This is a genomic window from Brevundimonas sp. GW460-12-10-14-LB2 (genome assembly GCF_001636925.1).
GTDB classification, from domain to species: domain Bacteria; phylum Pseudomonadota; class Alphaproteobacteria; order Caulobacterales; family Caulobacteraceae; genus Brevundimonas; species Brevundimonas vesicularis.
This window is the reverse complement of the sequence record NZ_CP015511.1, coordinates 933817-956156: the sequence shown is the minus strand read 5'-3', so window position 1 is coordinate 956156 and position 22340 is coordinate 933817. Positions and strand designations below refer to the sequence as shown.

24 protein-coding genes are annotated in these 22340 nt (G+C 66.0%); 10 read left to right on the top strand and 14 right to left on the bottom strand.

The annotated features are described in order from the left end of the window. Positions 1 to 17: 17 nt before the first annotated feature. Positions 18 to 1067, top strand: coding sequence for a GGDEF domain-containing protein (locus tag A4249_RS04610; protein WP_066551377.1), 1050 nt, complete (start codon positions 18 to 20; stop codon positions 1065 to 1067). A 37-nt stretch (positions 1068 to 1104) separates the two neighbouring features. Further along, on the top strand, positions 1105 to 1857 hold the full coding sequence (locus A4249_RS04605) for a lysophospholipid acyltransferase family protein (protein WP_066551376.1): 753 nt from the start codon (positions 1105 to 1107) through the stop codon (positions 1855 to 1857). Between the two features lie 122 nt (positions 1858 to 1979). On the opposite strand, the gene A4249_RS04600 is transcribed toward A4249_RS04605, so the two are convergent. From A4249_RS04600 to A4249_RS04565, 8 genes are read right to left on the bottom strand one after another with little or no spacing between them, the layout of a single operon-like run. Beyond that, positions 1980 to 2369 carry a HesB/IscA family protein gene (locus A4249_RS04600; protein ID WP_066551375.1) on the bottom strand — a complete coding sequence of 130 codons (390 nt, stop codon included), beginning with the start codon at positions 2367 to 2369 and terminating at the stop codon, positions 1980 to 1982. Between the two features lie 13 nt (positions 2370 to 2382). Then, positions 2383 to 2772 carry an SUF system Fe-S cluster assembly protein gene (locus A4249_RS04595; protein WP_039247388.1) on the bottom strand — a complete coding sequence of 130 codons (390 nt, stop codon included), beginning with the start codon at positions 2770 to 2772 and terminating at the stop codon, positions 2383 to 2385. A 4-nt stretch (positions 2773 to 2776) separates the two neighbouring features. After that, positions 2777 to 4015 (bottom strand): aminotransferase class V-fold PLP-dependent enzyme, encoded by a 1239-nt coding sequence (locus A4249_RS04590; RefSeq protein ID WP_066551374.1) that lies wholly within the window; start codon positions 4013 to 4015, stop codon positions 2777 to 2779. Beyond that, positions 3994 to 5016, bottom strand: a complete 1023-nt coding sequence (gene sufD / locus A4249_RS04585) for a Fe-S cluster assembly protein SufD (RefSeq protein ID WP_066551373.1) — start codon at positions 5014 to 5016, stop codon at positions 3994 to 3996. Before sufD ends, A4249_RS04590 begins: the two co-directional genes overlap by 22 nt. Then, positions 5013 to 5762 carry a Fe-S cluster assembly ATPase SufC gene (gene sufC, locus A4249_RS04580; protein WP_066551371.1) on the bottom strand — a complete coding sequence of 250 codons (750 nt, stop codon included), beginning with the start codon at positions 5760 to 5762 and terminating at the stop codon, positions 5013 to 5015. Before sufC ends, sufD begins: the two co-directional genes overlap by 4 nt. 13 nt (positions 5763 to 5775) lie before the next feature. After that, positions 5776 to 7242, bottom strand: coding sequence for a Fe-S cluster assembly protein SufB (gene sufB / locus A4249_RS04575; RefSeq protein WP_066551369.1), 1467 nt, complete (start codon positions 7240 to 7242; stop codon positions 5776 to 5778). Beyond that, positions 7242 to 8381 carry a cysteine desulfurase family protein gene (locus A4249_RS04570; RefSeq protein WP_066551363.1) on the bottom strand — a complete coding sequence of 380 codons (1140 nt, stop codon included), beginning with the start codon at positions 8379 to 8381 and terminating at the stop codon, positions 7242 to 7244. The genes sufB and A4249_RS04570 overlap by 1 nt, the downstream gene beginning before the upstream one ends. Then, entirely contained in the window at positions 8378 to 8857 is a 480-nt protein-coding gene (locus A4249_RS04565) for an Rrf2 family transcriptional regulator (protein ID WP_017504015.1), read from the bottom strand. Before A4249_RS04565 ends, A4249_RS04570 begins: the two co-directional genes overlap by 4 nt. Positions 8858 to 9015: 158 nt before the next feature. Between A4249_RS04565 and A4249_RS04560 the strand changes: the two genes are divergently transcribed. The 3 genes from A4249_RS04560 to A4249_RS04550 all read left to right on the top strand — a co-directional run bounded on the left by A4249_RS04560 (position 9016) and on the right by A4249_RS04550 (position 10860). Then, the gene (locus tag A4249_RS04560) at positions 9016 to 9666 is read left to right on the top strand and encodes an alpha/beta hydrolase (protein ID WP_017504016.1); all 651 of its coding nucleotides are present in this window, start codon (positions 9016 to 9018) and stop codon (positions 9664 to 9666) included. Positions 9667 to 9751: 85 nt separating this feature from the next. Next, positions 9752 to 10564, top strand: coding sequence for a transporter (locus tag A4249_RS04555; protein WP_066551361.1), 813 nt, complete (start codon positions 9752 to 9754; stop codon positions 10562 to 10564). Between the two features lie 41 nt (positions 10565 to 10605). Further along, on the top strand, positions 10606 to 10860 hold the full coding sequence (locus A4249_RS04550) for a YdeI/OmpD-associated family protein (protein WP_066551359.1): 255 nt from the start codon (positions 10606 to 10608) through the stop codon (positions 10858 to 10860). 4 nt (positions 10861 to 10864) lie between these two features. Here A4249_RS04550 and ahpF read toward each other — a convergent pair whose 3' ends face one another. From ahpF to A4249_RS04530, 4 genes are all read right to left on the bottom strand, one after another. Continuing rightward, the gene (gene ahpF / locus A4249_RS04545; protein ID WP_066551357.1) at positions 10865 to 12454 is read right to left on the bottom strand and encodes an alkyl hydroperoxide reductase subunit F; all 1590 of its coding nucleotides are present in this window, start codon (positions 12452 to 12454) and stop codon (positions 10865 to 10867) included. Positions 12455 to 12596: 142 nt separating this feature from the next. Beyond that, positions 12597 to 13160, bottom strand: coding sequence for an alkyl hydroperoxide reductase subunit C (gene ahpC, locus A4249_RS04540; RefSeq protein WP_017504020.1), 564 nt, complete (start codon positions 13158 to 13160; stop codon positions 12597 to 12599). 107 nt (positions 13161 to 13267) lie between these two features. After that, positions 13268 to 14470, bottom strand: coding sequence for an exo-beta-N-acetylmuramidase NamZ family protein (locus A4249_RS04535; protein ID WP_066551355.1), 1203 nt, complete (start codon positions 14468 to 14470; stop codon positions 13268 to 13270). Beyond that, the gene (locus A4249_RS04530) at positions 14467 to 14976 is read right to left on the bottom strand and encodes a DOMON-like domain-containing protein (protein ID WP_066551353.1); all 510 of its coding nucleotides are present in this window, start codon (positions 14974 to 14976) and stop codon (positions 14467 to 14469) included. Before A4249_RS04530 ends, A4249_RS04535 begins: the two co-directional genes overlap by 4 nt. Positions 14977 to 15077: 101 nt before the next feature. Here A4249_RS04530 and A4249_RS04525 point away from each other — a divergent pair, with 101 nt between their 5' ends. The 4 genes from A4249_RS04525 (at position 15078) to A4249_RS04510 (ending at position 17999) form a co-directional block, all read left to right on the top strand. Then, a complete protein-coding gene (locus A4249_RS04525; protein WP_066551351.1) occupies positions 15078 to 15293 on the top strand; it encodes a DUF4287 domain-containing protein in 216 nt (71 codons plus the stop codon). Positions 15294 to 15621: 328 nt separating this feature from the next. After that, on the top strand, positions 15622 to 16875 hold the full coding sequence (gene tyrS, locus A4249_RS04520) for a tyrosine--tRNA ligase (protein ID WP_066551349.1): 1254 nt from the start codon (positions 15622 to 15624) through the stop codon (positions 16873 to 16875). Beyond that, entirely contained in the window at positions 16875 to 17339 is a 465-nt protein-coding gene (locus A4249_RS04515) for a peroxiredoxin (protein WP_066551348.1), read from the top strand. Before tyrS ends, A4249_RS04515 begins: the two co-directional genes overlap by 1 nt. A 114-nt stretch (positions 17340 to 17453) precedes the next feature. After that, on the top strand, positions 17454 to 17999 hold the full coding sequence (locus A4249_RS04510; RefSeq protein WP_082854053.1) for a bactofilin family protein: 546 nt from the start codon (positions 17454 to 17456) through the stop codon (positions 17997 to 17999). Positions 18000 to 18086: 87 nt separating this feature from the next. Here A4249_RS04510 and prfB read toward each other — a convergent pair. Both prfB and A4249_RS04500 read right to left on the bottom strand, forming a co-directional pair. After that, positions 18087 to 19209, bottom strand: a protein-coding gene (gene prfB / locus A4249_RS04505) for a peptide chain release factor 2 (RefSeq protein WP_099052186.1) whose coding sequence is annotated in 2 segments (ribosomal slippage) — positions 18087 to 19139 and positions 19141 to 19209 — 1122 coding nt in all. Because the reading frame shifts where the segments join, the coding sequence is not laid out codon by codon here. Between the two features lie 119 nt (positions 19210 to 19328). Then, on the bottom strand, positions 19329 to 21743 hold the full coding sequence (locus tag A4249_RS04500) for a penicillin-binding protein 1A (protein WP_055753461.1): 2415 nt from the start codon (positions 21741 to 21743) through the stop codon (positions 19329 to 19331). Positions 21744 to 21878: 135 nt separating this feature from the next. Here A4249_RS04500 and A4249_RS04495 point away from each other — a divergent pair, with 135 nt between their 5' ends. Further along, positions 21879 to 22307, top strand: a complete 429-nt coding sequence (locus A4249_RS04495) for an organic hydroperoxide resistance protein (RefSeq protein WP_066551347.1) — start codon at positions 21879 to 21881, stop codon at positions 22305 to 22307. Positions 22308 to 22340: the final 33 nt, after the last annotated feature.

Here is a 22340-nt window from a genome sequence, read left to right as displayed (position 1 = left end):
AGCCCAGGGGAACAAGAATGTCGAAAAAGGTCGAGACGGCGCTGAGAGCTCCTCAAGCCTATGCTTTGGCGCGCAACGTCATCGGCGAAATGGAAAAGGCCGGCGTGTGGCCCACTCCGCTGAACTTCGAGCTTTGGCTGCATTACATCAGCGACCCCGACGGTCCCCTGGCCCAGGAGATCCGCCGTCTTCTGGCGCAGTCCGCCGTCATCACAGACAAGACGTCAGAAATGCTGGCCGCCGAGTTCCTGCCGCGCGGTCGCCTGCCGGATCAGATTCGCGACGTCGGCGCCGTGCTGGACCGCGAACTGGCCAGCGTCGCCAGCGCCATCGCCATGGCGCACAAGACCCAGCACGATTATGGCGAAACCCTCGCCGACGCCTCGCAATGCATGGAAACTGTCGACGATCCGTCTTCGCTGAAGGATCTGGTCGGCGGCCTTTCGACCGCGACCAACCGCGTGCGCCGCGAAACGGCGATCCTCGAAAAGCGTCTGGAAAAGTCCAACAAGGAAGTCATCCGCCTGCGCGAAAACCTGGAACAGGTGCGCCGCGACGCGATGACCGACGCCTTGACCAATTTGGCCAACCGCAAGGCCTTTGATGAACGGCTTGAGGCCGCCTGCGCTGACGACGACGGCGCGCCGCTCAGCCTGGCCATCCTCGACATCGATCATTTCAAACGGTTCAACGACACCTGGGGCCACCAGACCGGCGATCAGGTGCTGCGCTATGTCTCCACCGTCTTGTCCAACATCTGCGGCAAGACCCGATTCGCAGCCCGGTTCGGCGGCGAGGAATTCGCCATCATCTTCCCCGGTGAAGGCGCCGGCGTCGTGATGGCGGCGCTGGAAAGCATCCGGAACGACGTGGCGTCACGCGCGCTGCGCCGTCGCTCGACCAACGACGACCTGGGCTCAGTCACGGTCTCTGCTGGCTTCGCCCAGCGTCGAAAGGGCGAAACCGCCGCCAGCCTGCTGGAACGCGCGGACGCCGCCCTGTACGAATCTAAACGCGCGGGCCGAAACTGCGTCACGCCGGCGTCATCGCTCGAAAAGGCGGCTTAGGGTCTGACAAGGCCAAGCTTTCTGCCATAGTCGCCCCATGCGCAGCTTCGCCTTCAATGTCGTCTACTGGATCCTGTCGATCGGCTATGGGCTGACCGCCGCCTTCGCCGCGCTTGCCCCCGGTCGCGGCCCGGCCAGTTGGGTCATCCGCCGCTATGTGAAGCGGATGGTTCAGGCCATGGCGATCTTCGCCGGCATCAAACTGGATGTTCGCGGCAAGGATCGGTTGCCCGAGGGCGCCTTCATCATCGCCTCAAAACATCAAAGCTGGGGCGACGGCTTTGCGACCTATGACCAGTTCGACGACATCGCCTTCGTCACCGGCGATCACCTGGAAAAGTTTCCCCTGCTGGGCGGCGTGCTGAAGAAGCTGGGCGCCATCGTGGTCAACTCCTGCGGCGGCCACGAAGCCCGCAAGGCGCTGGCCATGCGCGCCGCCGAGGCCCGCGCCGAGAACCGCAAGATCCTGATCTATCCCGAGGGGCACCTCGCGCCCGTCGGCAAGAAGTTCAAGTATCGCTCCGGCGTCTGGCACATGTACCGCGACTTCGACGTTCCGGTCGTGCCGCTCGCCACCAACCTCGGCCTCTTCTGGCCCGAGGAAAAGTACGAAAAACACCCCGGCACAGCGACGCTGGAGTTCCTCGACCCAATCCCCGTCGGCCTTCCTAAGGACGAGTTCCTGGCTCGCCTCGAAGCCGTCACCGAGACCCGCACCGCCGAACTCGTCGCCCAGGCCACGGGTCAACCCGTGACGCCGGCCGTGCTGATCGAGGCGCCGACGAAGTAGCGCGCTTCGGCGTCTTCCCCACCGCCACGCCAACGACCGCCGCGTCCAGGCGACGGCTTCGTCGGGATCGTCAAGGGCCGCGTCGGTTAGTGTCTCAGTAGCCCATCAGATCAGGACCTACCTCAGTCGGCGGCGACCGGCACGATGGTCACGCTCTCGCCGCAGCCGCAGGCGTCGGTCTGGTTCGGATTGTTGAACACGAACTTGGACGCCAGCCGCGTCGTCTCATAGTCGATCTCGGTGCCGATCAGGAACAGCACGGCCCGAGGTTCGATCAGAATGGTGACACCCTTGTCCTCGACCACCTCGTCCATCGGCCCGATCTCGTCGGCATAGGCGAAGGTGTATTCCTGTCCGGCGCAACCGCCGTTCTTGACGCCGATCCTCAGGCCGATGTGATCGTTCTCGGCATTATCCAGGATCTCACGCACCCGCTCGGCGGCCGCGTCCGTCAGGGTGACGGCCTTGGGGCGTGGGCGACGTGGACGGGATGTGGCTTGAAGCTCGCTCATCAGAACATGCCCATCAGAACATATTCAGGGCCAGCTTGGCCTCGTCGCTCATCTTGGAGGCGTCCCACGGCGGATCGAACACCAGATTGGCCTTGGCGCTGCGCACGCCTTCAACCTTCTCCACCGCCGTCTCGACCCAGCCCGGCATTTCGCCGGCGACCGGACACCCGGGCGCCGTCAGCGTCATGTCCACCACCACGTCGCGATCGTCGTTCACGTCCACGCGGTAGATCAGGCCCAGTTCATAGATGTCGACCGGGATTTCCGGGTCATAGACCGTCTTCAGCGCCTCGATCAGCTGATCGGTCAGGGTGTCCAACTCGGCCTGCGAAAGGGCGCTCTTCTGGGGCTCGTCCCAGGCGTCCCTGAAGGCGTCGCTGTCTTGAATCGGTTGATCTGTCATCGGCTTATACGAAGAAGTTCCGCGCCTTGATCAGCGCATCCACGAAGGCGTCGGCATCCTCCACGGTGTTATATAGGGCGAAGGAGGCGCGGGTGCTCGACGTCACCCCCATTCTTTTCGCCAGCGGCTCGGCGCAGTGCAGACCGGCCCGCACCGCGACCCCGTAACGATCCATGATCTGGGCGACGTCATGGGCGTGCGCGCCCTCGACGGCGAAGGTCAAAATCGCGCCCTTGCCTTCGGCCTGGCCCAGAATCCGAAGCCAGTTCTGACCCTGAAGTCGGTCGACGGCGTGCTGATAAAGGGCATGCTCATGCGCCTGTACGGCCGCCCGATCGTATTGCGCCAGCCATTCCAACCCCACGCCCAGGCCGATGGCCTCCAGGATCGGGGGCGTTCCCGCCTCGAACCGGTGCGGCGGCCGGGCATAGGTCACGCGGTCCTGCTCGACCGTCTCGATCATCTCGCCCCCGCCCTGATAGGGCGGCAGCGCCTCCAGCGCCTCGGCCTTGCCGTACAGGGCGCCGATGCCGGTCGGGGCGAACAGCTTGTGCCCGGTCAACACATAGAAGTCGCAGCCGATGGCTTGAACGTCCGGCGTCGCATGGACCGCCCCCTGGCACCCGTCGATCAGCACCTGCGCCCCGGCCGCATGGGCAAGGCGGCTGATCTCGGCGACCGGATTGATGGTCCCCAGCACGTTCGACATGTGGGTGACCGCCACCATCCGCGTCCTCGGCCCCAGCAGGGCAGCATAGGCCGCCATGTCCAGCGAGCCGTCGTCCTTGACCGGAATCCACTTGATCACCGCCCCGCGCCGTTCGCGAAGCAGATGCCAGGGCACGATGTTGGAGTGATGCTCCATCTCCGAGACGATGATCTCGTCGCCCGGCTGGATCGACAGGCCCAGCCCATTGGCCACCAGATTGATCGCCTCGGTCCCGCCCTTGGTCCAGACGACCTGTTCGGCGCTCTCGGCGTTCAGGAAGCGGGCGACGATCTCGCGCGCCTTTTCGAAGGCTTCGGTCGCCTCGTTCGACAGGGTGTGCAGGCCCCGGTGGACGTTGGCGTAGCCGCCCTCCATCGTCTCCACCAGTGCGTCGATCACCGCACGCGGCTTCTGCGACGAGGCCGCGTTGTCCAGATAGACCAGCGGCTTGCCGTTCACCTGTCGCGACAGGATCGGGAACTGCGCCCGCACGGCATAGGGATCAAAGGTGTTCACAACCGCGCCGTCAGCCATTCCCGCGCCACCTCTTTCGCGCCCTCATGCTCGATCCGGTCGATGACCTCGATCAGGAAGGCCTGGGTCAGCAGGGCGCGGGCCTCCTCGGCCGGAATGCCGCGCTGCTGCATGTAGAACAGGGCGCTCTCGTCCAGCGTCCCCACCGTATTGCCGTGCGCGCACTGCACATCGTCGGCATAGATGATCAGTTCCGGCTTGGCGTCGATCTCGGCCCGCTCGGAGGCGATCAGGGCGTGGTGGCCCATGCGCGCATCGGTGCCGTCGGCGCCGCGCTCGACCACGATCTTGCCCTGGAAAACGCCGCGCGCCGTATCGCGGGCCACGCCCTTGATCAGTTGCGAGGTCGCGCCGTCATGCTCGACGTGGCGCACCATGCTGGTCAGGTCCGCATGGCGCGATCCGTTCAGCAGATACAGGCCGTCGGCCTGAACCTGCGCACCCTGGGCATAGTGGGTGATGCGCGTCTCGATCCGCTGCAGCTTGGCGCCGGTCGTGACGATGGTCTGGCGATAGACGCCGCCCGCCTCGACCTTTACATGGGCCTCGGCGATGGAGATGGCGTCCTCAGGCTCCTCGACCAGGACGACGCGCGTCACTTCGGCCCCGGCCGCCACGTCCAGTTCCAGCGTATTGTGTGCGACATAGGCCGAGCCCGCGCCCTCGTGCGTTTCCAGCAGCAGCAGCTTGGCGCCGGCGCGCGCCGACACCCGCGCGCTGGCCGTGTGGCCCGTGCCGACGGCGTCCGACACATAGCGCAGCCGCAGCGTCCGATCCCCCGAGGCGATGAAGTCGGTCACGCCCACGGCGCGCCCGTTCGCGAAGACGATCGCCTCACCGCCCAGATCATAAAACGGTCCCGGCGGCCCGACCTCAGCCGTACCCGACGGCTCCGGCGCAGCGCGAAGATAGCGTTTCAGGTCGCTGTATTTCCACGCCTCCGTGCGCCTTGACGGATAGGTCTCAGCGTCGGTCAGGTTGATGGCGAAGGCCACGCTCATGCAGCTTGCGGCAGATACTTGTCGTACCCTTCCGCCTCCAGCTCCAGCGCCAACTCCGGTCCACCCGAGGCCACGATCCGACCGCCGGCCAGCACATGCACCCGGTCCGGTTTAATGTAGTCGAGCAGGCGCTGATAGTGCGTAATGACCAGCATGGCGCGGTCGGGACGACGCAGCGCATTCACCCCTTCCGACACGATGCGCAGGGCGTCGATGTCCAGGCCGGAATCGGTCTCGTCCAGGATCAGCAGCGACGGCTCCAGCAGAGCCATCTGCAGGATCTCCATCCGCTTCTTCTCACCGCCGGAGAAGCCGACATTCAGCGGCCGCTTCAGCATGTCGAAGTCCATCTTCAGCGCCTTTGACGCCTCGCGAACCAGCTTCAGGAAAGCGGGCGCCGCCACCTCCTCCTCGCCCCGCGCGCGCTTTTGCGCGTTCAGCGCCGTCCGCACGAAGGTCAGAGCCGGCACGCCGGGGATCTCGATCGGATACTGGAACGACAGGAAGACGCCCTTGGCCGCCCGCTCGGCCGGGTCCAGCGCCAGCAGGTCCTCGCCCGCCCATTCGACAGACCCCTCCGTCGCCTCATAGCCCGGCCGTCCCGACAGGGCGTAGCCCAGCGTCGACTTGCCGGCCCCGTTCGGCCCCATGATAGCGTGAACCTCGCCGGCGGGAACGTCGAGCGTCAGGCCCTTGAGGATCGGCCTTTCGCCAACAGAGACGTGGAGGTTGTTGATATTAAGCATTGTTTCTTCTTGATTATCCAACCGAGCCTTCAAGGCTGATCGCCACCAGCTTCTGCGCCTCGACGGCGAACTCCATCGGCAGTTTCTGCATCACGTCGCGGACGAAGCCGTTGACCAGAAGGGCCACCGCCTCCTCCTGCGACAGCCCCCGCTGCTGGGCGTAGAACAGCTGGTCGTCCGACAGGCGCGTCGTCGTCGCCTCGTGCTCCAGTTGGGCCGAGCCGTTGCGCGCCTCGATATAGGGGATGGTGTGCGAGCCGCACTCCTTGCCGATCAGCAGGGAGTCGCACTGGGTGAAGTTGCGCACGCCCGTCGCCTTCGGATGCACCGAGACCAGGCCTCGATAGGTCGAGTCCGACCGACCCGCCGACACCGCCTTGGCGATGATCCGCGACTTCGAGTTCTTGCCCAGGTGGATCATCTTGGTGCCGGTGTCGGCCTGCTGATGCCCGTTGGTGATGGCGATGGAATAGAACTCGCCCGAGCTCTCCTCGCCCTTCAGGACGCAGGACGGATATTTCCAGGTCACGGCCGAGCCGGTCTCGACCTGTGTCCACGACACCTTGGACCGATCACCCCGGCAGTCGGCGCGCTTGGTCACGAAGTTGTAGATGCCGCCCTTGCCCTCGGCGTCGCCCGGATACCAGTTCTGGACGGTCGAATATTTCACCTCGGCGTCGTCCAGGGCCACGATCTCGACCACGGCCGCATGCAGCTGGTTCTCGTCGCGCATGGGCGCGGTACAGCCCTCAAGGTAGGAGACGTAAGCCCCCTTGTCGGCGATAATCAGGGTCCGCTCGAACTGGCCCGTCTGGCTCGCATTGATGCGGAAATAGGTCGACAGCTCCATCGGACATTTGACGCCCGGCGGGATGTAGACGAACGAGCCGTCCGAAAAGACCGCGCTGTTCAGCGCCGCGAAATAGTTGTCCGAGACCGGCACCACCGATCCCAGATATTGCCGCACCAGATCAGGATATTCTCGCAAGGCCTCGGAAATCGGCATGAAAATCACGCCGACCTTGGCCAGTTCCTCCTTGAAGGTCGTGACCACCGACACGCTGTCGAACACGGCGTCCACGGCGACCTTTGGCGCGCCCTGCACCCCGGCCAGCACCTCCTGCTCTTTCAGCGGGATGCCCAGCTTCTTGTAGATTTCCAAGATCTCGGGATCGACCTCGTCCAGCGACTTGGGCCCCTCCTTCGCCTTGGGCGCCGCATAGTAGAACAGGTCCTGATAATCGACGGGCTCGTAACGGACCGCCGCCCAGGTCGGCTCCTCCATCGCCAGCCAGCGCTCATAGGCGGCCAGACGCCATTCCAGCATCCACTCCGGCTCGCCCTTCTTTTCGGAAATAAAGCGCACGATCTCGGCGCTCAGTCCCTTGGGCGCATATTCCGTCTCGATGTCAGACGTGAAGCCGTGCTCGTACTTCTCCAGCGCGGCGACGGCGTCGATGGTTTCCTTGACGGCGGCCATCAGGCGACCTCTCTCACGCGCTCGGCGGCGCGCGTCTTGTGCTTGTTGTAGGCGGCGACCCAGGCGTCGGCGAACCCTGCCCAGTCGCCCTCGACCGTGCCCCAGCCGCCAGAGACGCGCACGCCCCCGGTCGCCAGCGCAGTCAGGCCCATGGCGCTGATGGTCTTGGATGGCTTGACCTTGCCCGACGAACAGGCCGAGCCGGCCGACACCATGACGCCCGTCAGGTCCAGGTTGATCAGTTGCTGCGGACTGTCCCAGCCCTCGACCGCCATGAACAGGGTGTTGGGCAGCCGCGCCACGCCGCCGCCGATGATGGTCGCGCCTGCGTCCTTGACCTTCGCCTCGGCCGCATCGCGCCAGGCGACGTGCGAGGCCATCGTCTCCAGGTTCCGCGCGGCGCAATCCGCTGCGACGCCGAACCCGGCGATGCCCGGCACGTTCTCGGTTCCGGCGCGCAGGCCCCGCTCCTGCCCCGCGCCGTGCAGTATCCGCACGCCCGACAGGCCTTCCTTGAAGATCAGGGCGCCGACGCCCTGCGCCCCGCCCAGCTTGTGCGCCGACAGGGTCAGGGTGTCCGCATCCAGCGCCCGCATATCGACCGCGATCTTGCCCGCCGACTGGATCGCATCAACGTGCAGCCAGCCGCCCGCCGCCCGCACCAGAGCCGCCGCCTCGGCGATCGGCTGGATGACGCCGCTTTCGTTGTTCGCATGATGGATGGCGACCACGGCCCGGCCCGGGCGGCTCAGCGCCTCCGCCAGCCAGTCCAGATCGACCACCCCGTTCGCATCGACCGGCAGAACCTCTACGGCTACGCCCGCATTCGCGGCCGCTTCGGCCACGCACGGATGCTCGGTCGCCGACACGATCAATCGCTCGCATCCGGCGGCAAGGGCGCTGGCGATGCCCTGGGCATTGGCTTCGGTGCCGCCCGAGTTGAACACCACCGCCGTCGGATCGGCCCCGACCAGGTCCGCGACCTGCGCCCGTGCGGTCTCGACCCGCGCCCGCGCCCGCCGGCCGGCCGCATGGACCGCCGACGGATTGCCGTTGTCGGCCAGGGCCCTGGCCATGATCTCCAACACCTCCGGCCGCACCAGGCCCGAGGCGTTGTAGTCCAGATAGACGCCGCTCATGCCGCCACCCCCACGGCCGAGGCCTCGACATTGCGCCGACGCTGGCCCGTGCGGTTCATCACCACATCCTCCAGCGACACGCCGGCCAGATAGCGATGGATTTCGTCGCCCAGGTCTTCCCACAGATTGTGGGTGATGCAGCGTTCGCCGGCCAGCATGCAGCCCTTGGGGGAGCCATGCGCCACGCACCGCGTCGCCCGGATCGGCTCATCCACCGCCAGCACGATCTCGGCGACCACCGTCTCGTGCGCCGCCTTGGCCAGACGGTATCCGCCGCCCGGCCCGCGCACGCTCTTGACCAGTTCGCTCTTCCTCAGACGGGCGAACAGTTGCTCCAGATAGCTCAGCGAAATCTCCTGGCGCGCGGCGATCTCGGCCAGCGAAACCGCCCGGATTTCACCGCTCTCGCCGCGTCCGTTCTTCGCCAGATCGGCCATCGCCATCACGGCGTATCGTCCCTTGGTCGACAGACGCATTTCGCACCTTCAAAAATTGCGCGCTTTTCGGGGCTCCTGTGCTAGAACCCGCGCCTTCGCAAAGGCGGCGCGCTTGCGGAGGGACTTAGAAAGTCCCACCTCCGCGGTCAAGTATTACGCACTCGCGAAATGACAGTTGAACGGATTCCAGAGCCCCTATGCCTGAAGTCATCCTGCCCGGCGCCTCCGGTCGCATCGAAGGCCGCTATTCCCCGGGCAAGCGCCCGAACGCCCCGATCGCGCTGATCCTGCATCCGCACCCCAAGGCGGGCGGGCACATGAACAACCCGGTCGCGGTCACCCTGCACCAGCTGTTCCAACAGCGCGGCTTTGCGACCCTGCGCTACAACTCGCGCGGCGTCGGCAAGTCGCAGGGCGAGTTCGATTCGGGCATCGGCGAGCTGGCCGACGCGGCCACCGCCCTCGATTGGCTCCAGGCCAATAATCCCGGCGCCAGCCAAACCTGGGTCGCCGGCTATCAGTTCGGCGCCTATATCGGCATGCAGCTTCTGATGCGTCGCCCCGAGACAGACGGCTTCATCTCGGTCTCGCCGCCGTCGAACATGTATGACTTCAGCTTCCTGGCGCCCTGCCCGGCGTCCGGCCTGTTCCTGCACGGCACGGCCGACACCATCGTCCCGCCGGTCGAGGTCGAGCGCGTGGTCAACAAGCTGCGCACCCAAAAGGGCATCATCATCGACTACGAACTGGAAGAGGGCGCCAGCCACTTCTGGCAGGACCACATGAGCGCCGTCGAAACCCGCGTCGGCGCCTATCTGGACAAGCGTCTGGAAGAAAAGCCGGCCTGACATCCGGCCTGTTATTCGGCTTGGCGTCACGGCTGATTAAGGCGCGGGCGGCATGATCAGGCGAGACATCGCTGCGAGATCCGCCATGCGCCCGCCCCTTCTGATCGCCTTGATCGCCTGCCTGGCCTCGCCCACTGTGGTGGCGGCTCAGTCTGCGCCAGAGCGCGATTTCTGCGCCGATCGCCCCGGCAAGGGCACCCCGACCTGCATCCTCGACAAGGGCCGCTGGCAGGTCGAACTCGGCCTGTTCGACGGCGCGCGTCAGACGGACGACGCCTCACGGACCGACACCTGGGACGCCGGCGACCTGTTCGTGCGCTATGGCCTGACCGGCCTGACTGAGCTTCAGCTCGGGCTCACGACCTGGAACCGCGAACGGATCCTCGACCGCGCGACAGGCGACCGTGAAGTGGCTGAGGGCGTCGGCGATCTCAGTATCGGCCTGCGCCACTCGCTGAAGAACCCCGACGGCTCGGGCCTGTCCGTTGCGATTTCCGGCTTCATCACCGCGCCGACGGGTGCGCGCGACATTCGCGCCGACGGTTTCGAGGGCGGCGTCATCTTGCCGGTCTCCATCCCGCTGAACGACGACTGGACCCTGAGCCTGTCGCCCGAGATCGACTGGGTCTCGGATGCGGACGGCGACGGCCGCCACGGCGCCTATACGATGGTCGCCGGCGTCGGACACGGCTTCGGCCAATGGGATCTGGGCGCCGAGGTCTGGATCAGCCGCGACGATGATCCCGTCGCGCCGACCACGCCTTCCACCTTCGACCTGACCGCCGTCTGGTCGCCCCCGGCCCTGCCCGACGCCCAGCTGGATTTCGGCCTCAACTTCGGCCTGAACGACGACAGCCCGGATGTGGAGTTTGGCGTCGGTCTCGCACGGCGGTTCTAAATTGCCGTTGCTGACAAGGCTTGTCGCTGAGACAAATAGGCATGGTCGATGCGACCGACATCCCGGGCGGCGTGGTTCACGACTTGCCGGACGACCTGCGCGCGTCGCTGGTCGCCGCGCCCGACGCTCTGGCGACCTGGGGCGACATCACACCCCTAGCCCGCAACGAATGGATCTGCTGGATCGAGTCCGCCAAGAAGGCGGACACCCGGCGCAAACGGCTGGATTGGGGCCGGGCGAGCTTGATCGACGGCAAGCGCCGCCCCTGCTGCTGGCCCGGCTGCCCCCACCGTTAAGCGATCACGCCGGTTCGACTACCGCCTCTTTCGCCGGTTCGGTGCGGATCATGTAGTCGAAGGCCGACAGACCCGCCTTTGACCCCTCGCCCATGGCGATGACGATCTGCTTATAGGGCACGGTCGTCGCGTCGCCCGCCGCAAAGATGCCCGGCTGCGAGGTCTCGCCGCGGTGATCCACCTCGATCTCGCCGCGCGGGGTCAGGCCCACCGCGCCGTGCAGCCATTCGGTGTTCGGGACCAGACCGATCTGCACGAAGATGCCTTCCAGATCGACGTCGTGATGGGCGTCGGAGTTGCGGTCCTTGTAGGACAGGCCCGTCACCTTCTCGCCGTCGCCATGCACTTGAGTCGTCAGGGCCGAGGTCACGATCCGCACGTTCGGCAGGGTCGCCAGCTTGCGCTGCAGCACCGCATCGGCCCGCAGCTCGCTGTCGTATTCGATCAGGGTCACATGGGCCACGATGCCCGCCAGGTCGATCGCCGCCTCGACGCCTGAGTTGCCGCCGCCGATCACCGCCACCCGCTTGCCCTTGAACAGCGGCCCGTCGCAGTGCGGGCAATAGGCCACGCCCTTGTTTTTGTACTGCTCTTCGCCCGGCACGTTCATCTGGCGCCAGCGTGCGCCCGTCGACAGGATGACGGTCCGTGATTTCAGGCTGGCGCCATTATCCAGCACCACCTCGTGCAGGCCGCCTGGAACCTTGGCCGGGATCAGCTTGGCCGCCTTCTGCAGGTTCATCAGGTCCACTTCATACTCGCGGACGTGCTGCTCCAGATGGGCCGCCAGCTTGGGTCCTTCGGTGTAAGGGACCGAGACGAAGTTCTCGATCGCCATCGTGTCCAGCACCTGTCCGCCGAAGCGTTCGGCGACGACGCCCGTGCGAATGCCCTTGCGCGCCGTATAGATGGCGGCCGCTGCCCCGGCCGGCCCGCCGCCGACCACCAGAACCTCGAACGGATCCTTGGACTTCAGACGCTCGGCCGCGCGGGCTTCGGCGCCGGAATCCAGCTTGGCGACGATCTGCTCCAGCTCCATCCGGCCCTGACCGAACAGTTCGCCGTTCAGGAAGACCGTCGGCACGGCCATGATCTTGCGTTCCTCGACCTCGTCCTTAAACAGGCCGCCCTCGATGGCGACGTGTTTGATGCGCGGATTAATCACGCTCATCAGATTCAGCGCCTGCACCACGTCCGGGCAGTTCTGGCACGACAGCGAGAAATAGGTCTCGAACACATAGTCGCCGTCCAGGTCCTTGACCTGCTGGATCACCTCCTGCGCCGCCTTGGACGGATGGCCGCCGACGTGCAGCAGGGCCAGCACCAGCGAGGTGAACTCGTGGCCCAGCGGAATGCCCGCGAACCGCACGCCGATGTCCGTGCCCTTGCGCCGGATCAGGAAGCTGGGCTGGCGTTCGTCGTCATAGTCGCGGCCCATCTCGACCTTGCCGTGCGAGACCGACACGATCTCCTCCAGCAGGGTCTTCAGCTCGATCGACTTGGGCCCCGCGCCCAGCGAGGCGACCAGTTCGACGGGATGGACGATGTTCTTGAGGTAGGCTTCGAGCTGGGATTTCAGATTGGCGTCTAGCATCGGATGCTCCTCGAATTTCAGGGTAACGCGCCGCCTTCGAGCCGATCCCGGCGAGGCCTGCGCGATAAGGTCCGCGTCCCGCATTTGGGAGGCGGCCGGGTGGGTCCGACCCGAAGGCCGGACCCGATAGGCGTAGTCAGTCTTAGATCTTGCCGACGAGGTCGAGCGACGGGGCCAGGGTGGCTTCGCCTTCTTCCCACTTGGCCGGGCAGACTTCACCCGGGTGCGAGCGCACATACTGGGCGGCCTTGACCTTGCGCAGCAGTTCGGCGGCGTTGCGGCCGATGCCTTCCGACGTCGTCTCGGTGAACTGGATCACGCCGTCCGGATCGACCAGGAAGGTGGCGCGGTCGGCCAGGCCCACGCCCGGACGCATGGCGTCGAAGTTGTTGGTCACCAGGCCCGACGGATCGCCCAGCATCGTGTATTCGATCTTGCCGATCGCCGGCGACGAGTCGTGCCAGGCCTTGTGCGAGAAGTGCGTGTCGGTCGACACCGAATAGATCTCGACGCCCAGCTTCTGGAACTCGGCGTAGTGGTCAGCCAGGTCTTCCAGTTCGGTCGGGCACACGAAGGTGAAGTCGGCCGGATAGAAGAAGAAGATCGCCCACTTGCCCGCGACGTCGGCGTCCGTGACCGTCAGGAATTTGCCGCCCTTATAGGCTTCGGCCGTAAAGGGTTTGATGGTCGTGTTGATGAGGGCCATGCGCAAAATCCAATGCAAGGTGGTTGGGAGACGCCCTCCCTACCGCACCGCACCAAATAAGCCCAATCACTTATTTGCAGATGCGCAATAGATTTTGGTTATGGCCGTCAATAGAGCAGGAACGGTCGCCGGGCCTTCTCCCACGCCGCCTCGTCCGGCTGCGTCGCCGCATCCAGATCGCCTGGCGTCGCCGCCGCGTCGTCCACCCATTCCCGCAACCCCGGTCCGCCGTTGATCACGTCGATGGGCAGTTTGCCGAACGCATACTCATAGGGAAAATCCCGCCACAAATCGTAGTCGGGATACAACCGACGGATCGCCTTGAAGCCCAGGGCCTGAACCCGCCACGGCTTGAAGGCCGCATGGTCGTAGCCAGGGTGATCGACGTGGATCTGCACCCCGCTGCACAGCTTTCCGACGTGCTTATGGAAGGTCGGCTCGAACCACATGTCGCGCAAGATGCAGCCGCCCAGCCAATCCGGCGCCAGCGCCTGCATTTCCGCGATCACCGCCCGGGCATCGATGTCCGGCGCTCCGAACAGCTCCAGCGGCCGTGTCGTCCCCCGCCCTTCTGACAGGGTCGCCCCTTCCAGCATCACCGTGCCCGCATAGGCGCGCGCCATCGACAGGTTCGGCGCATTCGGGCTGGGATTGACCCATGACCGGTCCAGCAGCGGCCAGCCGAAGCCCGGCCCCGCCTCGGGCGCCCAGCCCTGCATCTCCACCACCCGATAATCCACATCCAGCTTGAACTGGTCGATGAACCACAGGCCCAACTCGCCCATCGTCATCCCGTGCCGCATCGGCATCGGCCCGGCCCCGACGAAGCTTTCCCAGCCGGGCTTCAGCGTCATCCCCTCGACCGGCCGTCCCGCCGGATTGGGCCGGTCCAGCACCCAGACCGACTTGCCGTGTTTCGCCGCCGCCTCCAGCACGTACAGAAGGGTCGTCACATAGGTGTAGATTCGGCAGCCCAGGTCCTGCAGATCGACCAGCAGCACGTCGAACTCGGCCATCCATTCGTCGCGCGGCCGCCGCACCTCGCCGTACAGGCTGAAGACGGGAAAGCCGTGCACCGGATCGCGATAATCCGGGCTCTCCATCATATTGTCCTGCAGATCGCCCTTCATCCCGTGCTGCGGGCCAAAGGCGGCGGTCAGCCGGATCTCGGGACAGGCGGCCAGCGCGTCCACCGCATGGGTCAGGTCCGTCGTCACCGACGCCGGATGCGCCAGCAAGGCCACGCGCCGTCCCTTAAGCTGCGCCCTCAGGGCGTCGTCGGACAAAAGGCGGTCGAGGCCGAAGTTCATGTCAGGTCCAGCGCGAACGAGTCGGGATGATGAAAGTCCGGCTTATCCGAAGGATGCGCCAGCGCCCAATAGCCGATCGCCCCGTCCACGCCCCGGATCACCGCCGCCAACCCCGCCGCCCCGACCGCATCCTCCGGCAACGTCACGTCCGCCGTCAGCACGAACTGTCCGGGCGCCGACCGCGTCACGATGAACGGCGCGGGCATCTCCAGATCCCGCATCCCCTCGCGATAGCCGTCGAACCGATAGGCCGCCCACGCCCCCGACGGCGACAGATTGTATTCGACATAGCCGCCCGCCTCGGTGCGAACGAACGCCTCGAAACAGGTTGCCTGCCACAGCCCATCCGTCCGCACCCGCGCCGCCGTCTCCGGCCGCCACACCCCATCCACCGGTCCGGCCAGCATATACTCCAGGCTCAACACCCGCCCGGCTCGCCGCGCCTCGACCTCCAGCGTCAGCCCGGCCGGGCTGGATGTCGGGTGCGGGATCAGAGGCAGACGCATAGAGCCTTCGTATCGAAGCAACGCGCACGGTCAACGCTCATGCATCGCCGTGACGCTCACCGCGCGTTGCGATAGTATCGGTTCTGGAAACGGAGAACCTCATGCCCGACAATCCCGTGAAGGGTCCGGCGTCATACTTCCCCTCAATCGAGAAGACCTACGGCCATCCTATTTCCCATTGGCAGCAGATTGTGCGCGACGGCTATCCCGCCCGGCACATGGAGTTGGTTTCCATTCTCAAGGACGCGCACGGCATGGGCCACGGCCACGCCAACGCCGTGGTCGCCTACACGTTAGCGCAGGACGGATTGAAGTAGCGGCCACGCTCAAAAGTCACACTAGCCTTAGTATTTCCGCCAGATATACCCCGACAAAACAAGGTTTTGAGACGAAGCAGCAGCGCTTACCCTGTCACTCTGCAAAACGGTCGTACAATGGGCGAGCCATGCCCAAAGCCGCTCCGCCTGAAATTGCACCATCTTGCTTTTTGCACACGTTTTCGCGTCGCCGTGCAGTTTCGCGCCGACCGAGATTAGACGAATTAGACACTTTAGACGGTGTTTTTCATCCGCGCCGTCTGAACAGCCGACGCCGCCTCGACTAGGGGAAGACGACCCTCGTCATCCCTGCTAACCCAGCCTCACCATGACCGAACACGCCTTCAAATCCGACTTCCTGCGCACGCTTCAGGCGCGCGGCTACATCCATCAGATCACCCACCCCGTCGAATTGGACGAGGCGGCCGCCGCGGGCGTGGTGCCGGGCTATATCGGCTTCGACGCCACTGCGCCGTCATTGCACGTCGGCAGCCTGATCCAGATCATGATGCTGCGCCGGCTTCAGCAGGCGGGTGGCAAGCCCATCGTCCTGATGGGCGGCGGCACGACCAAGGTCGGCGACCCGACCGGCAAGGACACGTCGCGTCCGCAACTGACCGAAGAGACGATCCAGTCGAACATCGACACCATCAAGACGGTCTTCGCCAAGTTCCTGACGTTCGGCGACGGACCGACCGATGCGGTCATGGTCAACAATGACGACTGGCTGTCCGGCTACGGCTACATCCAGTTCCTGAGGGATTTCGGCACCCACTTCACCGTCAACCGGATGCTGAGCTTCGACTCGGTCAAGCTGCGCCTTGAGCGCGAACAGCCGATGACCTTCCTTGAGTTCAACTACATGCTGATGCAGTCGGTGGACTTCCTGGAGCTCAACCGCAGCCATAATGTCACCCTGCAAATGGGCGGCTCGGACCAGTGGGGCAACATCACTTCGGGCGTGGATCTGGTTCGCCGCGTGGATCAGAAGGCTGCCTTCGGCCTGACCACGCCGCTGCTGACCACGGCGTCGGGCGGCAAGATGGGCAAGACCGCTCAGGGCGCCATCTGGCTGAACGCCGAACAACTCAGCCCCTACGACTACTGGCAGTTCTGGCGTAACGCCGAGGACGCCGACGTCGGCCGCTTCATGCGCCTGTTCACCGACCTGAGCCTGAAACAGATCGCGCAATACGAAGCGCTGGAAGGCGCGGCGATCAACGACGCCAAAAAGGCCCTCGCCGATGCGGCGACCACCCTGCTGCATGGCGCGGACGAGGCTGCAAAGGCGCGCGCCGCCGCCGAAAGCAACTTCGAAAAAGGCCAGCTGTCCGCCGACCTGCCGACCGTCGAACTGCCGTCGGCCGAGGTCTACGGCGCCATGATCGCCGCTGTCGTGACCAAGGCTGGCCTGACGGCCTCCAACGGCGAGGCCCGTCGCCTGGCCCAGGGCGGCGGTCTGCGCCTCAACGACGCCGCCGTGTCCGACGGCGCCCAACTGCTGACCGAAGCCGACCTCAAGGACGGCGTCATCAAACTGGCGGCCGGCAAGAAAAAGATCGTTCTGGTGAGGCCCGTCTGATGTCCGCCGCCGAAGGCCAACCCGCGCCCGCCCTCGACCTGCCCACGGACGGCGGCGGCCGCGTCACCCTCGCCGCCCTGAAGGGCAAACCCGCCGTCGTCTATTTCTATCCCAAGGACGACACGACCGGCTGCACGCGCGAGGCGCAGGACTTCACCGCCCTGGCGCCCGACTTCGCCGCTCTGGGCGTGCCGGTCATAGGCGTGTCCAAGGACACGGTGAAGAAGCACGACAGGTTCAAGGCCAAATACGATCTCGCCGTCACCCTCGCCTCCGACGAGGACGGCGCCGCCTGCGAGGCCTGGGGCGTCTGGGTGCAGAAAAAGCTTTATGGCCGCGATTACATGGGCATCGAGCGGGCCACCTTCCTGATCGACGCCGAGGGCCGGGTCGCCAAGGCCTGGCGCAATGTGAAGGTCGCCGACCACGCCGCCGCCGTGCTGGAGGCCGCCAGGGCCCTGTGATCAGCGAGCGCCGTTCGGAAGCGATGCTTGACCTTGGCCCCTCCTCCACGGCCTAGTGGGCGTCGGGGCTAATAGGGGCTTGGCCGGCCTTGGCTGGCAGATGCGGAGCGCACCATGTTCACCAAGAGCAAATCCTACGACAGCGGATCGAACGGCCTGGGCATCCCCCCGGCGCCCGAACCGACCACGCCCACGCCGACGACAGCGAGCACGCCGTCCCTGCCGGCGACGACGCCTGCGCCGCGCGCGCCCGAACCGGCCCGTCCGGCGGCCCGGTCCAGCAACCTGTCGACCCTGTCGGCCGGCGTGAAATACGAAGGCAACATCTCCGGCGCCGGCGAGCTTCAGGTCGACGGCTCGCTGAAGGGCGACGTTCGCGTCTCGCGCGTGGTGATCGGCGAAGGCGGCTCGGTCGAGGGCACGGTCCATGCCGACGTCCTTGACGTGCGCGGCCGCGTCTCGGGGGCCATCGTCGCCAAACAGGTCAAGCTTCACGCCACCGCCCGCGTCGAGGGCGACATCACCCAAGAACAGCTCGCCATCGACCAGGGCGCCTGGTTCCAGGGCCGCTGCAACCAGGCCAAGCGCGACACCCCCGGCGCCGCCATGCTGGAAGCCCCCGCGCCGAAGGCTGACAAGGCGGACAAGACCGCCGCCTGATCGCGTCGAATGCGAACGGGCTCAAGTCGGCCGCAAGACCGATAGCCCAAAACAAAAAGGGCGGCTCATCGGAGCCGCCCTTTTCCGTCAGTCCACGCTCGATCCGCGGGTCTCGCCGACCCGCTGGGCCAGGGCCGCGCCCATGAAGGCGTCCAGGTCGCCGTCCAGCACCCCTTGGGTGTCCGAGGTCTCAACCTCGGTCCGCAGGTCCTTCACCATCTGATAGGGCTGCAGGACATAGGAGCGGATCTGGTGGCCCCACCCGATGTCCGTCTTGGCGTCGGCCAGCGCCTGAGCCGCCGCCTCACGCTTTTGCAGTTCCAGCTCGTACAGGCGCGCCCGCAGCATCTTCCAGGCCATCTCGCGGTTCTGGTGCTGCGACCGGCCCGCTTGGCACGCCACGACGGTGTTGGTCGGGGTGTGCGTCAGGCGCACGGCTGAGTCGGTCTTGTTGATGTGCTGACCGCCCGCGCCAGAGGCGCGATAGGTGTCGGTGCGCACGTCCGAGGGATTGATATCGATCTCGATCGCGTCGTCCACGACCGGCGACACCCCGATGGAGGCGAAGCTGGTGTGACGCTTGGCCGCCGCGTCATAGGGGCTGATGCGAACCAGGCGGTGCACGCCCGATTCCGACTTCAGCCAGCCATAGGCGTTGGGGCCTTCAATCAGGATGGTGGCCGACTTGACCCCCGCCTGTTCACCCTCTTCGTGCGCTTCGATCGTGACCTCGTAGCCGTGCGCCTTCGCCCAGCGCGAATACATCCGCAGCAGCATGCCGGCCCAGTCGTTCGACTCGGTGCCGCCGGCACCGGAGTTCACTTCCAGATAGGCGTCATTGCCGTCAGCCTCCCCGGACAGCAGGGCTTCCAGCTCGGCGCGGGCGGCGCGTTCCTTGATGCCGCGCAGTGACGCGCGAGCGTCTTCCAGCGCGCCCTCGTCGCCCTCCTCGTCCGCCATCTCGGCCAGCATCACCCCATCTTCGAGGTCCTGCTCCATCGCCTTGACGGTGTTGATCTTGCCTTCCAGCTGCGAGCGTTCGCGGCTGACGGCCTGGGCCTCGTCGGGCTTGTCCCACAGTGTCGGATCCTCGACCCGCGCATTCAGCTCATCGAGCTTTCTTAAAGCGACATCCCAGTCAAAGACGCCTCCTGAGCAGAGCGACGCTCTGCTCGATGTCGGCCTTCATGGCCTCGACATCCGGTCTCATCGCAATCTCCGCGACACAACGCCCTGAAGCAGCGCGGTCCGCAGGACGCGCGACAGGGCAGGATTAATGGAAAACGGCGCGCCACGAGGACGCGCCGTTCGAAAGGCCTACCTAGAGCCTCAGTACAATCCGCTCAAGTCCTCGGCCGGCGCCTTCTTGGGCGGCGGCGGCGCGGTGGGCGCGGGCGACGAGGCGGGCGCGCCGCTGGCGGCCTCCTGCTCGCGGCGGATCACCTCATAGTAGTTCTGCGGTCCGACGGGCTGAGCCGGCCCGGTCGGGCGTGGCGGCGGGGCCTGGCGTTCGGTGCCGGGGCGGAAGGCCTCCTCGATGCCGTTGACGGTCCGGAAGATGGCGTTCTTGGGCCGCACGAACGGGCGAGCCGGCCTTTCTTTCAACGCCGTCTGCATGAACTCCGTGAAGACCGGCACGGCGGCCGACGCGCCGGCTTCTCCGGATCCCAGAGAGCGGTTGTCGTCAAAGCCGATGAAGACGCCGACCACGATGTCGGTGGTGAAGCCCACGAACCAGGCCGAGCGATATTCGTTGGTCGTGCCGGTCTTGCCCGCGACCCAGGGGCCCAGGCCGCGCGCGCTGGCGGCGGTGCCGCGCTGAACGACGCCTTCCAGCATGGAGCTCATCTGATAGGCGGTGATCGGGTCGATGACCTGGGTGCCGCGCTGCTGCAGGCGCGGGGATTCCTGACCCGAGAAGCCCCGTCCGCATTCGCGGCAGCTGCGATTGTCGGCGCGGAAGATGGTCTCGCCGTCGCGGTCCTGCACATAGTCGATCAGATAGGGCGTCACCCGCCGCCCGCCGTTGGCGAAGGCGGAATAGGCGGCCGTGATCTCAAGCGGCGTGACCTCGCCAGCGCCCAGCGACACCGACAGGTTCGGCGTCATGCCCGGCAGACCCATCTTGGCCGACTGATCGACGATCTTTTTCATCCCGACCGACTGGGCCAACCGCACCGTCATCACGTTGCGCGACAGTTCCAGCCCGCGCCGCAGCGTCTGAGGGCCATAGTATTGGCGGCTGTAGTTCTCGGGCGTCCAGCGCTGGCCGTTCGGCCCTCCGGCGAAGCTGATCGGCGCATCCAGCACGATCGAGGCCGGGGTGAAGTCGCCCTCCAACGCTGTCGCATAGACGAACGGTTTGAACGCTGAACCCGGTTGGCGCCGCGCCTGGGTCGCCCGGTTGAAGCTGGACAGCGCATAGGAATAGCCGCCGACCATCGCCAGCACGCGGCCGGACTGCGGCTCGATGGCGACCAGCGCCCCGTTGACGCGCGGCACCTGCTTCAGGGCGAACTGGCCGCCCTGCGGCTCCACGAAGATCAGTTCGCCGCGTTTCAGCTGACGATTGGCGTTGGCCCAGGCCGCGTCCGACGCCAGCAGCGTGCCGGACTTGTCGTCACGGGCGGTGCGGATGCGGACCGTGTTGCCGCTGACGCTTTCGATGGCGGCGGCCTGCCAGCTGCGGCGCTCGGGCGGCGCCTGTTCCTTCAGCGCGACCGCCTGCCAGCCGTCGGCGAAGTCGGTCGTGCCCCACCCGCCGCGCCAGCCGTGACGACGGTCATAATTCTCAAGCCCCTGCATCAGGGCCCGGCGCGCCGCCGTCTGCAGCGTGGGGTCCAGGGTCGTGCGCATATAGAAGCCGCCGGCGCGCAGCTGCTCGCCGAACTGGGGATTGGCTGCGGCCTGGCGCCGCGCCTCCTCGACGAAGAAGTCGGCGTCCTTGTAATCCGACCGCTGGGGCGCATCGCGCGTGACCAGAGGCTTGGCGCGGGCCTCGACCAGTTGTTCAGGCGTCAGCCAGCCGCTCTGTTCCATCTCGCCCAGCACCCAGTCACGACGGCCCTTGGCCGCGCCGGGGTGACGCTTGGGGTGATAGTTGTTCGGCCCCTTGGGCAGGGACGCCAGGAAGGCGGCTTCGTCGGGCGTCAGCTGCGCCAGCGACTTGCCGAAGTAGTTGTAGGCCGCCGAAGCGATGCCGAACGAGCGATAACCCAGGAAAATCTCGTTCAGGTACAGCTCGAGAATCTGTTCTTTGGACAGGGTCGCCTCCAGGCGATTGGCCAGGATGGCTTCCTTCAGCTTGCGGTTCAGGCTGGATTCGTTGGTCAGCAGGACGTTCTTGGCCACCTGCTGGGTGATGGTCGAACCGCCTTCCAGCCGGCGTCCCGACGCCAGGTTGAAGACGTTCTTCAGCGACGCGCGACCGATGCCGCCCACATCGATGCCGCCATGCTGGAAAAAGTTGCGATCTTCAGCCGCCAGGAAGGCGTGGATCACCGGCTGGGGAATCTGGTCGTAGGAGACATAGATCCGGCGCTCGTCCGAAAACTCGCCGATCAGGGTGCCGTCGCCGGCATAGACGCGCGTCGCGGTCGGCGGGCGATAGTCCGCCAGCTCCGACGCATCAGGCAGGTCGTGGAACAGCCACGCGGCATAGACGGCGACGACCAACCCCGCCAGGGCGATGCCGCCCAGCAGAACCATGCCCGCCCACACGAACCAGCGTTCGGCAATCTTCACTGCGTACTCCGACGACGCGCCCCAGCAGGTGCTTTAGCCCGCGTCGCCGGTCGATGGCTAGAGCTGCGATGCAACGCCCCCTTCCCGTCCGCCGTTAGGCTCCCATCTCAAGCATCCCAACCCAAGGAGCCTGCCATGGAAGTTCTGTATCGCGCCCAGTCGACGGCGTCTGGCGGAGGCCGTGAAGACGGCCGTTCGGCCACCGACGACGGCAAGATCGACGTCAAACTGTCGACGCCGACCGAGATGGGCGGCAAGGGCGGCGACGGCACCAACCCGGAGCAGCTCTTCGCGACCGGATACGCCGCCTGCTACCTCGGCGCCCTGCGTCTGGTCAGCGGCAAGGCCGGCACGCCCGTCAGCCCCGACACCAAGGTCACCGCCGGCGTCGGCTTCGGCAAGAACCTCAAGGGTGAAGGCTTCAACCTGGCTGTCGACCTGACCGTGACCGACCACGGCCTGGACCAGGCCGTCATCGACGACCTGATCGAGAAGGCGCACCAGGTCTGCCCCTACTCCAACGCCACCCGCAATAACGTCGATGTTCGCCTGAGCGCGAAATAACCGACGCCGAGGGCCGCGCGCGTGTTGAGCCGC